Origin of the sequence: Comamonas testosteroni TK102, assembly GCF_000739375.1 — a bacterium.
GTDB classification, from domain to species: Bacteria; Pseudomonadota; Gammaproteobacteria; order Burkholderiales; family Burkholderiaceae_C; genus Comamonas; species Comamonas brasiliensis.
The window spans coordinates 4,428,076-4,442,720 of the sequence record NZ_CP006704.1 but is presented as its reverse complement, the minus strand read 5'-3'; the positions used below and the strand labels follow the sequence as shown (position 1 = coordinate 4,442,720).

The window sequence follows — 14,645 nt, the reverse complement described above, 5'->3', positions numbered from 1 at the left end:
GCAAGGCGGACGCAGCAAGGGGCGGTGTCAGCCGCCAAGCATGAGGCCTGAAAACACCGACATTGAGGCTATGAAAGTCAGCACTGTTTTAGTCTGCCAAGAGGGAACTTCACGAGGTAAACCCGAGGTAAAGCCGGGGTAAATGCTGGCAAAGCCGGCGCTGCCTGACCCGGGATTTGCTTGCAACTGGATACCATTGGCGCCAATTCAGGCTCGAAATTCCTGCGCTCAACCATGTCCAGCTCATCCCATCTGCACCCCAATCGTCAATCCTTACAGCAGGGCAAGGCCCGGCCCGCCTTGCTTGCCACTGTGGTGCTCGCTGTGGCGGCCGCTGGTGGCGGCTATTGGTGGTATACGCAAAAACAGGGTGCGAGTGGCGATACGTCTGCGTCTGCAGCTCCTAAACAGGGAGCGGGTGGGCCTGGCGCACGCGCCGGGCGCAACGGTCGCGCAGGGCCGGGCGGCCCCGGCGGCATGAGCCAGGCTCAGCCTGTGAGCGTCGGAGTGGTGGAGCAGCGTGACATGCGTGTGCTCGTCAGCGCCATTGGCACCATGAATGCACGTGCCACGGCTGTGGTGCGTGCCAAGGTTTCGGGCGAGCTGCTCAAGCTGCACTTCAAGGAAGGTGACGAGGTCAAGGCCGGTCAGTTGCTGGCAGAGATCGACCCGCGCAGTTTTGCAGCCGCGCTGGCGCAGGTGCAGGGCTCTCTGGCGCGCGATCAGGCCCAGCTCAAGAATGCGCAGCTGGATCTGCAGCGCTACAAGGAGCTGCAGGCCCAGGACTCGATAGCCCGCCAGCAGGTCGATACCCAGGCCGCGCTGGTGCGCCAGCTGCAGGGCACGGTGGCGGCCGATCAGGGTCAGGTCGATGCGGCCAAGCTGCAGCTGAGCTATACCAAGATCACGGCTCCCATCTCGGGCCGCCTCGGCCTGCGCCAGGCCGACCTCGGCAACGTGGTCAATCCTTCCGATACCAACGGGCTGGTGACGATCACCCAGATTCGCCCCATCGATGCCGTCTTCTCCATCCCCGAAGCCCATGTGGGGACGCTGGCCCAGCAACTGCGCGAGGGCAAGGTCATGCCCGTCGAACTCTGGGACCGCGAGCAAAAGCAGATACTGGCCAAGGGCCAGCTCAATGCGCTGGACAACACCATCGACACGACCACGGGCACGGTCAAGGCCAAGGCCTCGTTCGACAACGCGGAGCGCAAGCTGTTCGCGAATCAGTTCGTCAACGTCAAGCTGCAGCTGCGCCAGATCGATCAGGCGCTGGTCGTGCCCGCGAATGCGGTGCAGAACAACTTTGTCTATCTGGTCAAACCCGACAACACGGTCACCCAGCGCAAGATCACGGTGGGGGTGACGGACGGTGACTATGTCAGCGTGCGCGGCGAACTGGAGCCCGGCGACAAGGTGGTGACCGACGGCATCGACCGTCTGCGCGAAGGCGCCCAGGTAACGGTGGTGGACTCGGAAAAAGTCAAGAAGGTCGACCAGGCCGTGCAGGATGCTGCCAGCCAGCCGCGCGGCATGATGCGCAACCTCAGTCCCGAGCAGCGTGAAAAAGTCTCCAAGATGACGCCCGAGGAACGCAAGGAGTTCTTCCAGAAGCTGCGCGCCGAGCGCGGCGGCAATGGCAGTAATGGCGGCAATGCGGGCCCAGGCCCAGGTCCTCGTGGCGCGGACGCCCGTGGCGATCAGCCGCGTGAGGCACAAGGCAGTCCCGCCAAGGCCGATGCGAAGCCGGATGCCAAGCCTGCCGCTGCGAGCGAGGCCAGACCTCAGGCCGGCACCGAGCGTGGTGACGGCGGCGAGGGCCGAGCCGAAAGAGCCGAGGGCCGGGGTGACCGTCCCCAGCTGAGTCCCGAGCAGCGCGCCAAGCTGGAGGCCCTGTCGCCGGAAGAGCGCCGTGCCTTCTTCCAGAAGCTGCGCGCCGAGCGCGAAGCCAATGGTCAGACCGGTACGGCGGCCGGCGGCACGAGTCGCTGAGCATAGTCAGAGCCTGCGGCCATCATGAATCTCTCGCGCCTCTTCATTCTCAGGCCCATCGCCACCAGCTTGCTGATGGTGGCGGTGCTGATCTCGGGCATTCTTGCCTACCGTCTGCTGCCCATCTCGGCCCTGCCCGAGGTGGACTATCCCACCATACAGGTCACCACGCTCTACCCCGGGGCCAGCCCCGATGTGATGACCTCCAATGTCACGGCACCGCTGGAGCGCCAGTTCGGTCAGATGCCGGGCCTGGACCAGATGTCCTCGACCAGTTCGGGTGGCGCATCGGTCATCAGCCTGCGCTTTGCGCTCGATATGTCCATGGACGTGGCCGAGCAGCAGGTGCAGGCCGCGATCAACGCGGGCACCAATCTGCTGCCCAGCGATCTGCCCATGCCCCCGCTCTACAGCAAGGTCAACCCGGCCGATGCGCCGGTGCTGACGCTGGCCATCAGCTCGCCTTCGCTGCCCGTCATCAGGATCAACGACCTGGTGGAGAACCGTCTTGCGCCCAAGCTCTCCCAGGTCAAGGGCGTGGGTCTGGTGGCCATTGCCGGTGCGCGCCGCCCGGCCGTGCGCATTCAGGCCAATCCGGCTGCGCTGGCCAGCTTCGGCATGACGCTGGATGATGTGCGCACCGCCATCTCTGCGGCCAACGTCAAGACCGCCAAGGGCAGCTTTGACGGCCCCAACCGCGCATCGACCATCGATGCCAACGACCAGATGCAGTCGGCGGCCGAGTACCGCAACCTCATCATCGCCTTCAAGAACGGCAATCCCGTGCGCCTGTCCGATGTGGCGCAGACCGTGGACGACGCCGAGAACACGCGTCTGGCCGCCTGGTCGGGTACACCGGAGACCGGCTCCAAGTCGGCCGTGATTCTCAATATCCGTCGCCAGCCCGGCGCGAATGTGATCGAAACGGTCGATGCCATCAAGAACCTGCTGCCCCAGCTCAAGGAGACGCTGCCTGCCTCCGTCGACGTGCAGGTGCTGACCGATCGCACCGTGACCATTCGCGCCTCGGTCAAGGACATGCAGTTCGAGCTGGCCCTGGCCATCGCCCTGGTGGTGATGGTGATCTTCCTGTTTCTGCGCAGTGCATCGGCCACGCTGATTCCCAGCGTGGCGGTGCCGCTGTCGCTGATAGGCACCTTCGGCGTCATGTATCTGGCGGGTTTTTCCATCAACAATCTCACGCTGATGGCCCTGACCATCGCCACGGGCTTTGTGGTGGACGATGCCATCGTGATGATCGAGAACATTGCCCGCTATGTGGAAAAGGGCGAGGCGCCCATGCAGGCCGCGCTCAAGGGCGCCAGGCAGATCGGCTTCACCATCATCTCGCTGACCATCTCCCTGGTCGCGGTGCTGATTCCGCTGCTGTTCATGGGGGATGTGGTGGGGCGTCTGTTCCACGAATTCGCCATCACCATGACGGTGGCGATTCTGATCTCGGCCGTGGTTTCGCTCACGCTGACCCCCATGCTGTGCGCGCGCCTGCTGCGCCACCGGCCCGAGGGCGAGAAGAACCAGGCGCAGTCCAAGGGCTTGGGCGCTGCGGTCGCGCGCTTTTTCGACAAGGTGATTGCCGGGTACGGCCGCATGCTGACCTGGGTGCTGGATCACAGCAAGCTGACCTGGCTGGTGTTCATCGCCACGCTGGTGGTCACGGTGCTGCTGTACTTCGTCGTGCCCAAGGGCTTCTTCCCGGAGCAGGATACGGGCACGATTGCCGCGACCACCGAGGCCGACCAGTCCATCTCCTTTGCCGCCATGGCCGAGCGCCAGCAGGCGCTGGCCGAGCATTTGCTCAAGGACCCGGCCGTGGCTTCCATCTCCTCGTTTATCGGCGTCGATGGAACCAATACCACGCTGAATACCGGCCGCATTCAGATCGACCTCAAGCCCCATGCCCAGCGTGACCGCCTGCCGGTGGTGCTCAATCGCCTGGCCGACGATTCCCAGGCCGTGCCCGGCATCCGCCTCTATGCCCAGCCCGTGCAGGACCTGACGATAGAAGACCGCCAGGCCCGCACCCAGTACCAGTTGCTGCTTTCCTCGCCGGACATGAACCAGCTCACGGCCAGTACCCGAATTCTGGTGGAGCGTCTGCAGCAACTGCCCCAGTTGCTGGATGTGAGCAGCGATCTGCAGAACCAGGGCCGTCAGGCCTATGTGCAGATCGACCGTGCCCAGGCCAGCCGTCTGGGCGTGACGGTCTCGTCGGTGGACTCGGCCCTCTACAACGCTTTCGGCCAGCGCCTGATCTCCACCATCTTCACGCAATCCAACCAGTACCGGGTGGTGCTGGAGGTGGCGCCGCAGTTCAAGATCGGGCCCGAGGCCTTGCAGAACATCTATGCCGCATCCAGCAACGGAGCGCCGGTGCCGCTGTCCTCGATTGCCACGGTGAGCGAGCGCCCGATGGCACTGGCCGTCAACCATGTGGGGCAGCTGCCTGCGGCCACCATTTCGTTCAACACCGCATCCGGTGTGTCGCTGGGCCATGCGGTGGAGGCGGCCCAGGCCATCATCGGGCAGCTGCGCGACGAAGGGCAGATCCCGCTGTCGGTGGACTCGCAGTTCCAGGGCGCGGCGCTGGCTTTCCAGGCCTCGCTGTCCAATACCCTGCTGCTGGTGCTGGCCGCCATCATCACCATGTACATCGTGCTGGGCGTGCTCTACGAGAGCACGATTCACCCGATCACGATTCTCTCCACCCTGCCGTCGGCGGGCGTGGGGGCGCTGCTGGCCTTGCTGGTGGCGGGGCTGGATCTGGACATCATCGCCATCATCGGCATCATCTTGCTGATCGGCATCGTCAAGAAGAACGCCATCATGATGATCGACTTCGCGCTGGACGCCCAGCGCGAGGAAGGCATGAATGCGCGCGACGCGATCTACCAGGCCTGTCTGCTGCGCTTCCGCCCGATTCTCATGACCACGCTGGCGGCCCTGCTGAGCGCGCTGCCCATGATGCTGGGAACGGGCGTGGGCAGCGAGCTGCGCCAGCCGCTGGGCGTGACTCTGGTGGGCGGGCTGCTGCTGAGCCAGCTGCTGACCCTGTTCACCACGCCGGTGATCTATCTGACCTTTGAGGGCTGGGCCGAGGGCTGGCGCACCAGGCGCGGCCTGCCGGCCGTCAAGCATGTGCCGCATTCGGAAGCCGAAGTCATGGGCGAGGCAGGCGATGGCGACCGGGACGGGGCGCGTCCATGAGCATCTCCACGCCCTTCATCTTCCGACCCATTGCGACCATGCTGCTGACCATCGGCATGGCCCTGGTGGGCGGCGTGGCCTATTTTCTGCTGCCTGTGGCGCCGCTGCCGCAGGTGGACTATCCGACGATTTCGGTGACCGCCAGCCTGCCCGGCGCGGCGCCGGACACCATGGCGGCCACCGTGGCCACGCCGCTGGAGCGTGCCCTGGGCGCGATTGCCGGTGTCAACGAGATGACGTCCAGCTCCAGCATGGGCAGCACGCGCATCACGCTGCAGTTCGATCTGACGCGCACGGTGGACAGCGCCGCCCATGACGTGCAGGCCGCCATCAATGCTGCGCGCACGCTGCTGCCCTCGGGCATGCCGGGCAACCCGACCTATCGCAAGGTCAATCCGGCAGACGCGCCCATCATGATTCTGGCGCTGACTTCGGATTCGCTCACGCGTGGCCAGATGTATGACGCGGCCTCCACGGTGCTGGCCCAGAAGCTGGCCCAGGTGGAAGGCGTGGGCCAGGCATCGATCAACGGCGGCGCGCTGCCGGCCGTGCGCGTGGAGCTGGATCCGGTGCGTCTGGCGGCCAATGGCGTATCGCTGGATGCCGTGCGTACAGCCATCACCGCCACCAATGCCAATCGCCCCCTGGGCGCCGTGGAGCGTGAAGACCATTACTGGCAGGTGGCGACCAACGACCAGGCCCGCACCGCCGCCGAGTACGCGCCCCTGGTGCTGCGCTGGAACAACGGCAATGCGGTGCGCCTTTCCGATGTGGCCGACGTCACCGACTCCGTGCAGGATGTTCGCAACTACGGCGTCATGAACGGCAAGCCCGCCGTGCTGCTGCAGGTGTTCAAGCAGCCCGACGCCAATATCCTGCAGTCCGTGGACAAGGTGCGCGCCATGCTGCCCCAGCTCAGGGCATCGATCAATCCGGCCATCGATGTCACGGTGATCTCGGATCGCACGCCCACGCTGCGCGCCTCGGTCAAGGAGGTGCAGAACGCGCTGCTGATCTCGATAGCGCTGGTCATCATGGTGGTGTTCGTCTTTCTGCGCCGGCTGCGCGCCACGCTGATTCCGGCCGTGGCCGTGCCAGCGTCGCTGATGGGCACCTTCGGCATCATGTACCTGTGCGGCTACACGCTGGACAATCTCTCGCTGATGGCGCTGACGGTGGCCGCAGGCTTTGTGGTGGACGATGCCATCGTGGTGCTGGAGAACGTGATGCGCCACATGGAGCGCGGCAAGTCCGCGATGCAGGCGGCCATCGAAGGCGCGCGCGAAATCGGCTTCACCGTGGTCTCCATGAGTCTGTCGCTGATTGCGGTGTTCGTGCCCATTCTGTTCATGGCCGGCGTCGTGGGGCGCTTCTTTCGTGAATTTGCCGTGGTCATGTCGGCGGCGATTCTGGTCTCCATGATCATCTCGCTGACCACCACGCCCATGATGTGTGCGGCCCTGCTGCGCACGCCTGCCGACGAGGAGCGCCGCCGCGTCGAGCGTGCCCGGCGCCCGTTCACGCGCCGCTGGGATGCCTTCTGGCTGCGCGTCTCGCTGGCCATGGATCGCTTCGAGGCGCGTGTGACGGCGCTGTACCGTCACACCCTGGCCTGGGGGCTGCGCCACCAGCCCGTGGTGCTGCTCAGTCTGGTGGCGGTCATCGGCCTCAACATCCATCTCTACCAGACCATAGACAAGGGCTTCATGCCCAGTGAGGACACGGGCCGCGTCATGGGTTTCATCCGTGCCGACCAGTCCACGTCCTTCCAGGCCATGGAGCGCCGCATCAAGCGTTTTCTCGATGTGGTGCAGCAGGACCCGGCGGTGGAGTATGTGACCGGCTTTACCGGCGGCGGCCAGGCCAATTCGGCCAATATGTTCATGTCGCTCAAGCCCATGGCCGAGCGCAAGGTGTCGAGTGACGAGGTCATCAACCGCCTGCGTGAAAAGCTCAAGGACGAACCCGGTGCGCGCCTGTTCATGATGACCCAGAGCGATGTGCGCATTGGCGGGCGCCAGAGCATGTCCTCCTATCAGTACACGCTGCAGGCCGACGATACGGCCGAGCTGCGCCTGTGGGAGCCGCGCATCCGTCAGGTGCTGTCCACGCTGCCGGAGCTGACCGATGTCAACAGCGATGTGCAGGACAACGGCATGCAGACCAAGCTGGTCATAGACCGCGACCAGGCCACGCGCCTGGGCCTGACGGTGGCGCAGATCGACAACACGCTCAACGATGCCTTCGGCCAGCGCCAGGTGGGCGTGATCTACAACCCGCTCAACCAGTACCGTGTGGTGATGACGGCCTCGTCCCAGTATCTGCAGAGCCCGGAGACGCTGCGCGGCTTCTTCTTCGTCAACAGCGCGGGCCAGCAGATTCCGCTGACGGCCTTTGCCAGGATCACCACCTCGACCACGCCGTTGTCCGTGCAGCACCAGAGCGGTACGCCGGCCAGCACCGTGAGCTACAACCTGGCGCCCAATGTCTCGCTGTCGCAGGCCAATGACGCGATCCGCAATGCCATGCTGGAGCTGGGCGTTCCGGTGTCCATTCGCGGCAGCTTCAGCGGCTCGGCCGGGGCCTTCCAGCAGGCGCTGGCGGGTCAGCCCCTGCTGATTCTCGCGGCCATCATCACCATCTATCTGGTGCTGGGCATCCTCTACGAGAACCTGGTCCACCCGCTGACGATTCTGTCCACCTTGCCCTCGGCCGGCGTGGGGGCGCTGCTGGCGCTGATGTGGTTCAAGACCGAGTTCTCGCTGATCGCCTTCATCGGCGTGATCCTGCTGATCGGGCTGGTCAAGAAGAACGCCATCATGATGATCGACTTCGCGCTGGAGCGCGAGAAAGGCGGTCATGCCACGGCAGCCCAGGCCATCTATCGGGCCTGCCATCTGCGCCTGCGCCCCATACTGATGACCACCATGGCGGCCCTGTTCGGCGCGCTGCCCCTGGCCCTGGGCCGGGGCGACGGTGCCGAGCTGCGCCAGCCCCTGGGCATTGCGATCGTGGGCGGCCTGCTGCTGAGCCAGTTGCTCACGCTCTACACCACGCCCGTGGTCTATGTGCTGCTGGACCGTGTGCGCCGCAGCGTGTTGCGCCTCTGGGCGCGCCGTCCGGCCAGAAGGCGCGGTGGCCAGGCCTCTGACATGGCTGAGGCGAAGTGAGATGAATATGCCAGCACATTTTTTGAATCAAATCGGCGTCAATCCCAATCAGGGTAAGCGTAAGCAGCTCACTTTTATGAAGAATTCCCCCCGGGCGCTGCCCCGCTGGATGCCGCGTCTGCTGCCGCTTGCTGCGGCGCTGGCGCTGGCGGCCTGTTCCACCCAGCCCGCCTATCAGCCGCCACGGCTGGATGTGCCGGCCCGGTTCAAGGAGGCCACGCCAGAGGCCGCGCAGTTCGGCGTCTGGCAACCCGCGCAGAGCTCGGCGGCCAGCCCGTCCGCCGCAGTGCCCGACCAGTGGTGGACGGTGTATGGCGACAGCACGCTGGATCAGCTGCAGCAAGCAGCAGCCGCAGGCAACCCCAGCGTGGAGCAGGCCGTGGCCCGTCTGCGCTCGGCCCAGGCGGCCGTCGCCAGCAGCCGCGCCGCGCAATGGCCCACGCTCAGCACCACGGGCAGCGGCTCGCGTGCCTTGACCGGCGGCGGCACCTACAGCAATACCAACGGCGAGAACGTGGCGCGCAGCGGCAGCATCAACAACAACTTCTCGCTGGGCCTGAGCGCCAGCTGGGAGCTGGATCTCTGGGGCAAGCTCTCGGGCGCGGTGGATGCCAGCCGGGCTTCGGCCCAGGCCAGTGCCGACGATCTGGCTGCGGCCCGTCTGTCGGCCCAGGCATCGGTGGCCCAGACCTATTTCTCGCTGCGTGCCGCCGAGGCGCAGATGAAGTATCTGCAGGAGAGCCTGGAGGCCTACGGGCAAAGCCTGAAACTCACGCAGAACCGCTACCAGGCGGGCGTGGTGTCTTCGGCCGATGTGGCCCAGGCCCAGTCCCAGTACAAGAGCACCCAGGCCAGCCTGCTCGACGCCCAGATCACCCGTGCGCAGTACGAGCATGCACTGGCGGCCTTGCTGGGCAAGGCTCCGGCCAACTTCAGCCTGCCGGTCACCGGCCACCTGCCGACGCCGCCGGCAGTGCCCGAGATGCTGACCTCCACCTTGCTGGAGAGGCGCCCCGACATTGCTGCTGCCGAGCGCCGCGTGGCCTTGGCCAATGCGCAGATCGGCGTGGCGCGCGCGGCCTATTTCCCTTCGCTGACCCTGTCGGCATCGGCCGGCTATCGCAACTCCGTGCTCTCCGATCTGCTCAATGCACCGAATCTTTTCTGGTCGCTGGGCCCGGCGCTGGCCATGAGTCTGTTTGACGGTGGAGCGCGTTCGGCGGCCGTGGAGTCGGCCCGTGCCACACTGGACCTGAATGCCGCCGCCTACAAGCAGACCGTGCTGACGGCGCTGCAGGAGGTGGAGGACAATCTGGTCGCTGCCGTCAATCTGGCGCAGGAGGAGCAGGTGCAGACCGAGGCCCTGGCCGCAGCGCAGAAGTCGCTCACCGTGGCCAACAACCAGTACCAGGCCGGTATCGTGGCCTATCTGAACGTGATCTCGGCCCAGACGACGGTGCTCAGTGCCCAGAACAACCTCAACAGCGTCAGAAACCGCAGGCTGACGGCCGTGAACACCTTGCTCAAGAATGTGGCAGGGCGCTGGGAGCCGCTGGACGCGGGGCTGCGCAAAGAGTGAGCACGCCGTGCAGGCTTGTGGTCTGGGTTACAACCGTGGCTCTGTTGTTGTGAAGATCAAACCATGAGCATTGCTGTTTTCTACCTGCGCAATTCCGAGCCCGAGGGCCAGACACCGGTTTGGCAGCCGCAATGCCGGCCCTTCTCCGATGCGCAGATGAGCGAGGCGCTGGCCCTGTGCCAGCAGCTGCGCAAGGACGAGCGCCATGCCCATGTGGTGATTTCGTCGGAGTTGCGCGATATGGTCGGGCCCGTGGGCGTGTCTGCGGTCGAGGACGGCAAGACGCCCGACGGAGTGGACTATCAGTGGAGCAAGGCAGGGCGTGCCGGGGCCAGTCGCAGGAATGCGGCCGAGCCGCCCAGGCAGCGCCAGGATATGGACTGCTGAGCCCGGTCGGCTGGACCGGACGCGCATGGCCTCGAGTATCGCGCGCCCGCGCACAGCTTCTGTGTACGCCTGTCCCTCCGTGATTTTGGGGACAGGCCGGACCGCTTCGTGATAAAACTTGGGCTATTCCCGGCCATGCTTGGCCGCCATCTCTGCGGCAGGGCTTGGCATGCCGGCTATCGTTTCAACGGGAGTCCGAGATGTTGAAGAAAGCTTTGCTCTTAGGGACTGTCGCTGCCGTTGCGGGGTGCAGCAACAACGGCGCACCTAGCGAAACCCAGGTCAAGCAAGCGCTCTATGACTACTACGCGACCGCGAGTGGCAGGGCCGATCTGAATCAGGCGCTGGATAAAGAGGTCAGCGTGAAAAACTGCCGACAGGATGGTCCGGGCTATCGCTGCACCATTCAGAACCAGAGTCTGGGAAGCACCATCGACATGCTGTTCGTCTTTGACAAAGGGCACAGCAAGTGGAAGCTCCAGCGCGAGGCTTCCTGATCCGCTTGGACTGCTTGTGACGCTTGCAGGATGCTTGTTCAGGGGGTGAACGTCGCTCGGGCTGGGGCGTCACGGTGCTGACAGCCGGGTAATCGGCAGGCGGTGGCCAGGCGCCCCTGGTCCGTGCGTTTTCCCGCTCAGCGCGCTTGAGGCTTCGTAATCAGGCTGCCTGTACCTTGGCCAGATATCCGGCCAGCAACTGCATGCTGCCGCTCCAGCCCATCTTCATGCTGGCATGCGAGCTGTCGAACAGCGCTTCTTCGACCGGGCTGGCATCGAGAGCTCGCCATTCCAGATGCAGGCGCGTGCCGCCGGCTTCCTCGATGAGCGTGGTGGTCGACAAGGTGTAAAGCGGCCATTGCGGCGCCATCGGATGGCGCGTGACGCCGCCATCCGCATCGCTGAACTGCACCACGACGACGATGCGCTCGGGCGCTTTCAGCTCCCTGAAGCTCCATTTGCCCCACATGACGGGCGCCTGGGGAATGGCCTCGGCGCGCATGCCGTAATGAAAGCTGCCGCCTTCGCGTGCATCCACATCGCATTGCGTCATGATCATGCCGGGCGGGCGCATCCACTGGCTCAGGTGCTCGCCTTGCGTGAAGGCCGCGTAGACCAGCTCGCGCGGTGCCTTGAAGAATTGCTCGATGACAAACGGGGCAGAGAGTCGCTCGGTCATGGACATGCCTTTGCAGATCGCTTGGAGTCATCCATTGTGCACAGCGCGCATCCGACTTCAAGCTTCAGGCGCTGCAGACTCAGGCTTGGATGTCAGGCTTCGAGATCAAAGGCCTGGCGCAGTGCATCGCCGAACTGCGCGGAGCCCGAAAGACAGAGGTTGACCGTGGTGCGGCCCGTGGCCGAGGCCTGCAGCTCCAGCTTGCCTGAAGCCCTGTCGAAGCGGGCGCTCAGGGGCTCGCCGTCATCGTCCTGTGCCTGCAGGTCATAGTCCCAGTCATTGCCGTCTTCCAGGGGCCCCTGGCGGCCCGCAAACTTCTGGCTGGCCCAGCGCAGCAGGGCTTCGATTTCGCCGGCCAAAGCCGGCACGCGCTCGGCCTTGACGCTGGCCATGGCGTCCCAGGTGCCCGTGCCTTCTTCATCTTCGCTGTAATCGAATTCCAGATAATCCAGAGCCATGGCATATTGCGCGCTGTTGAGGGGGACGCCATTGTGCCTGTGCCTTGCTTCGCGCATGGCTGTAGGTTCTTTGGTCAAAATCAGCCGTAGACATATATATACAAGGCGTTGTCAGCTATGAATTCTGAACTCGATGATGGCTGCGAGTCGCTGTGCATGGTTCAGGCTCTGCAGGTGAGTTTCGGCTACCCGGGCCGGGTGGTTGCCCATGAGGCCTCGCATTGCTGGCATGCCGGACTGTGTCTGCTGCAAGGCGACGAGGGCACGGGCAAGACCAGCTGGCTCAAGGCATTGGCAGGGCAATTGCCGCTGCGCATGGGCTTGTTGCACTATCCGTTCGCCGACAACGGCCGCCTGGCTGCAAGCTCCTGCTTCTGGCAGGACCCACGTCAGCCGCTCAACGATGTCTACAACCAGATGCCGGCCGAGAGCTGGGTGGCTTTGAAGCGCACGCTGTATCCGCATTGGTCGCAGCAGCAGTTCGAGCAGCATGTGCAGGGCTTCGGGCTGGAGCCGCATTTGCACAAGCCGCTGCTGGCCCTTTCATCGGGCACGCAGCGCAAGCTGTGGATGGCTGCGGGCTGGGCCAGCGCCGCCGAGCTGGTACTGATCGACGAGCCGCTGGCGGCGCTGGACAAGCCGTCCGAGCGCTATGTGCAGCATGCGCTGGCGGCCATGGCCGCCGAGCTCAAGAATCCGGCACGGCCCCGCAGTGTCATCGTGGCGCATTGGGATGCCATGCAGGGTGTGGACTGGGAGGATGTGATGTTGCTGGCTACATCGCCTTGAACCGCGTTGCGTACAGACGGCTGACGGCCAGTTTTTCAGGGCGGTCACGCAGCAGCAGGCTCAGGCGCCCGGATTCGTCACGCTGGGCGCTGGCAATGGCTTGCGCCCGTACCACGGTGCCGCGATGGATTTGCCAGAACTCGCGCGCGTCGAGCTGCGGCAGCAGATCCTTCAGCGGGGTACGGATCAGATACTCCTGACAGGCCGTCAGCACGCGCAGATATTTGTCGGCGGCTTCGAGGTAGATGATGTCCTGCACCCTCACCATATGGATCTGGTTGCCGACGCTGGCCTGAATGATCTGCAGCGCGGCGGGGACCTGCACCAGCAGTTGCTGCTGCAGCCCGAGCAGCTGTTCGAGCTGACGGTGATTCTGCATGGCAAGGTCCGTGCCCTGTACCGGCTGGCGCTGCTGCCACCACTGCTGCAGGCGCTGCACGGTCTGGCCGAGGCGCGCCGCCTGCACCGGCTTGAGCACATAGTCCATGGCGCAGGCCTCGAAGGCCGCCAGGGCGTACTGGTCGTAGGCGGTGACAAAGACAATCGCCGGCAGCGCTTGCTCTTCGGGCCAGGCATCGGCGATATCGGCGGCGGCTTCCAGCCCCGTCTGGCCGGGCATGCGAATGTCCAGGAACAGCAGATCGGGCAGCCGGGTCAGCGCCTGCTGCACGGCGCTGATGCCGTCGGCCACCCTGGCCTCTATATGCAGCTGGGGCCAGAGCTGGCCCAGCAATTGCTGCAATGCCAGGGCCAGCAGCGGTTCGTCTTCGGCAATCAGGGCGCGCGGCGGGCTGGTGTTCATGGCTGGGGCTTCAGGGGTAATACGATGCAGGCCCTGGTTCCGCCTGCGCTGTCTGCTGTCAGGTCGAAGCGGGCAGCGCTGCCGTAGCGGCTGGCCAGGCGTTCGCGAATCTGCTGCAGGCCAAAGCCTGAGCCCGAAGGCGGCTGGCCAGGCAGCACAGGCAGACCCAGGCCATTGTCATGCACGCTGAGCAGGAGATGGCTGTTATCCAGCATTTCTGCCTGAACGGCAATATGGCCGCCGGCCAGCTGGGGCTCCAGTCCATGGCGAATGCTGTTCTCCACCAGCGGCTGCAGCAGCAGGGGCGGCACAGGCAGTCCGGCCAGATCGGCGGGCAGCGTCAGGGAGTAGGTGAGTCTGTCGCCCATGCGGATCTGCATCAGGGCCAGGTAGTCGGTCAGCAAGGCAAACTCGCTGGCAAGACTGTGGGTGCCGTTGCGTGAACCGGCAAGCGTGGCACGCAGGTAGGCAATCAGATGGTCGAGCATCTGCTCGGCACGTGGTGCATCGCTTGCAATCAGCACACGCAGATTGGCCAAGGTGTTGAACAGCATATGCGGCTCCAGCTGGGCCTGCAGCAGGCTGAGCCTGGCTTCGGCGGCCTGGCGCTGGGCCTGCTCTGCCTGCATTTGCAGATGGCGCGATTTGCCCACCACATAAAAGCCCCAGGACATGGCAATGCTGGTCGCCATGGTGATGGCAAACGGTAGCCATAGCGAGGGCCTGCCTGTGGCAGGCAGTTCGGGATGGAACTGCTGAACATAGAGGCTACCCAGAGGATTGCCCAGAACCAGACCTGCTGCAATTCCCAGCGGCACCACGGCCATGCCCCGCATACCGCGCGGCCAGGGGATCTGGTCGGACTCGCGCCAGCGCAGCCTGAGCAGATCGATGCTCAGCCAGCTGATCAGGCCTATGGCCAGCGAGTAGGCGAGATTGATATCCCACAGGCCCTGGCCCAGAGCGGTCAGGGCCGCGGCGATCAGCAGGCAGGCCGCCACGGTGATGCCGGCGTGACGAAGCAGGTGGGCAGGCGCAAACATGGACATGACGGGCATGGTAGG

11 protein-coding genes are annotated in these 14,645 nt (G+C 64.8%); 7 read left to right on the top strand and 4 right to left on the bottom strand.

Annotated elements, in window-relative coordinates; genetic code table 11:
• Positions 1-234 precede the first annotated feature (234 nt).
• From O987_RS20050 to O987_RS20025, 6 genes are all read left to right on the top strand, one after another.
• Complete coding sequence (locus O987_RS20050) at positions 235-1,995, top strand: MdtA/MuxA family multidrug efflux RND transporter periplasmic adaptor subunit (protein WP_051962219.1); 1,761 nt, start codon at positions 235-237, stop codon at positions 1,993-1,995.
• 24 nt (positions 1,996-2,019) lie between these two features.
• A complete protein-coding gene (locus tag O987_RS20045; RefSeq protein ID WP_003052876.1) occupies positions 2,020-5,220 on the top strand; it encodes an MdtB/MuxB family multidrug efflux RND transporter permease subunit in 3,201 nt (1,066 codons plus the stop codon).
• The gene (locus tag O987_RS20040) at positions 5,217-8,390 is read left to right on the top strand and encodes an efflux RND transporter permease subunit (protein ID WP_043374361.1); all 3,174 of its coding nucleotides are present in this window, start codon (positions 5,217-5,219) and stop codon (positions 8,388-8,390) included. The genes O987_RS20045 and O987_RS20040 overlap by 4 nt, the downstream gene beginning before the upstream one ends.
• Position 8,391: 1 nt before the next feature.
• Positions 8,392-9,969 carry an efflux transporter outer membrane subunit gene (locus O987_RS20035; protein ID WP_080731560.1) on the top strand — a complete coding sequence of 526 codons (1,578 nt, stop codon included), beginning with the start codon at positions 8,392-8,394 and terminating at the stop codon, positions 9,967-9,969.
• 63 nt (positions 9,970-10,032) lie between these two features.
• Positions 10,033-10,356, top strand: a complete 324-nt coding sequence (locus O987_RS20030) for a hypothetical protein (protein WP_043374358.1) — start codon at positions 10,033-10,035, stop codon at positions 10,354-10,356.
• 200 nt (positions 10,357-10,556) lie between these two features.
• Entirely contained in the window at positions 10,557-10,853 is a 297-nt protein-coding gene (locus tag O987_RS20025; protein WP_043374356.1) for a hypothetical protein, read from the top strand.
• A 160-nt stretch (positions 10,854-11,013) separates the two neighbouring features.
• Here the strand turns inward: O987_RS20025 and O987_RS20020 are convergent, their stop codons facing one another.
• Positions 11,014-11,532 (bottom strand): SRPBCC family protein, encoded by a 519-nt coding sequence (locus O987_RS20020; RefSeq protein WP_043376708.1) that lies wholly within the window; start codon positions 11,530-11,532, stop codon positions 11,014-11,016.
• Positions 11,533-11,624: 92 nt separating this feature from the next.
• Positions 11,625-11,990 (bottom strand): hypothetical protein, encoded by a 366-nt coding sequence (locus O987_RS20015; protein WP_043376706.1) that lies wholly within the window; start codon positions 11,988-11,990, stop codon positions 11,625-11,627.
• Positions 11,991-12,107: 117 nt separating this feature from the next.
• Between O987_RS20015 and O987_RS20010 the strand changes: the two genes are divergently transcribed.
• Positions 12,108-12,779 carry an ABC transporter ATP-binding protein gene (locus tag O987_RS20010; protein WP_043374354.1) on the top strand — a complete coding sequence of 224 codons (672 nt, stop codon included), beginning with the start codon at positions 12,108-12,110 and terminating at the stop codon, positions 12,777-12,779.
• Here O987_RS20010 and O987_RS20005 read toward each other — a convergent pair.
• Positions 12,766-13,581, bottom strand: coding sequence for a LytR/AlgR family response regulator transcription factor (locus O987_RS20005; protein ID WP_043374352.1), 816 nt, complete (start codon positions 13,579-13,581; stop codon positions 12,766-12,768). The genes O987_RS20010 and O987_RS20005 overlap by 14 nt on opposite strands.
• Positions 13,578-14,639: a sensor histidine kinase gene (locus O987_RS20000; protein ID WP_043374349.1), complete on the bottom strand. Its 1,062-nt coding sequence runs from the start codon at positions 14,637-14,639 to the stop codon at positions 13,578-13,580. Before O987_RS20000 ends, O987_RS20005 begins: the two co-directional genes overlap by 4 nt.
• Positions 14,640-14,645 lie beyond the last annotated feature (6 nt).

Coding starts and splice junctions, on each gene's coding strand:
- O987_RS20050 (WP_051962219.1), top strand. CDS start 235: ATGTCCAGCTCATCCCATCTGCACCCCAATCGTCAATCCTTACAGCAG.
- O987_RS20045 (WP_003052876.1), top strand. CDS start 2,020: ATGAATCTCTCGCGCCTCTTCATTCTCAGGCCCATCGCCACCAGCTTG.
- O987_RS20040 (WP_043374361.1), top strand. CDS start 5,217: ATGAGCATCTCCACGCCCTTCATCTTCCGACCCATTGCGACCATGCTG.
- O987_RS20035 (WP_080731560.1), top strand. CDS start 8,392: ATGAATATGCCAGCACATTTTTTGAATCAAATCGGCGTCAATCCCAAT.
- O987_RS20030 (WP_043374358.1), top strand. CDS start 10,033: ATGAGCATTGCTGTTTTCTACCTGCGCAATTCCGAGCCCGAGGGCCAG.
- O987_RS20025 (WP_043374356.1), top strand. CDS start 10,557: ATGTTGAAGAAAGCTTTGCTCTTAGGGACTGTCGCTGCCGTTGCGGGG.
- O987_RS20020 (WP_043376708.1), bottom strand. CDS start 11,532: ATGACCGAGCGACTCTCTGCCCCGTTTGTCATCGAGCAATTCTTCAAG.
- O987_RS20015 (WP_043376706.1), bottom strand. CDS start 11,990: ATGGCTCTGGATTATCTGGAATTCGATTACAGCGAAGATGAAGAAGGC.
- O987_RS20010 (WP_043374354.1), top strand. CDS start 12,108: ATGAATTCTGAACTCGATGATGGCTGCGAGTCGCTGTGCATGGTTCAG.
- O987_RS20005 (WP_043374352.1), bottom strand. CDS start 13,581: ATGAACACCAGCCCGCCGCGCGCCCTGATTGCCGAAGACGAACCGCTG.
- O987_RS20000 (WP_043374349.1), bottom strand. CDS start 14,639: ATGCCCGTCATGTCCATGTTTGCGCCTGCCCACCTGCTTCGTCACGCC.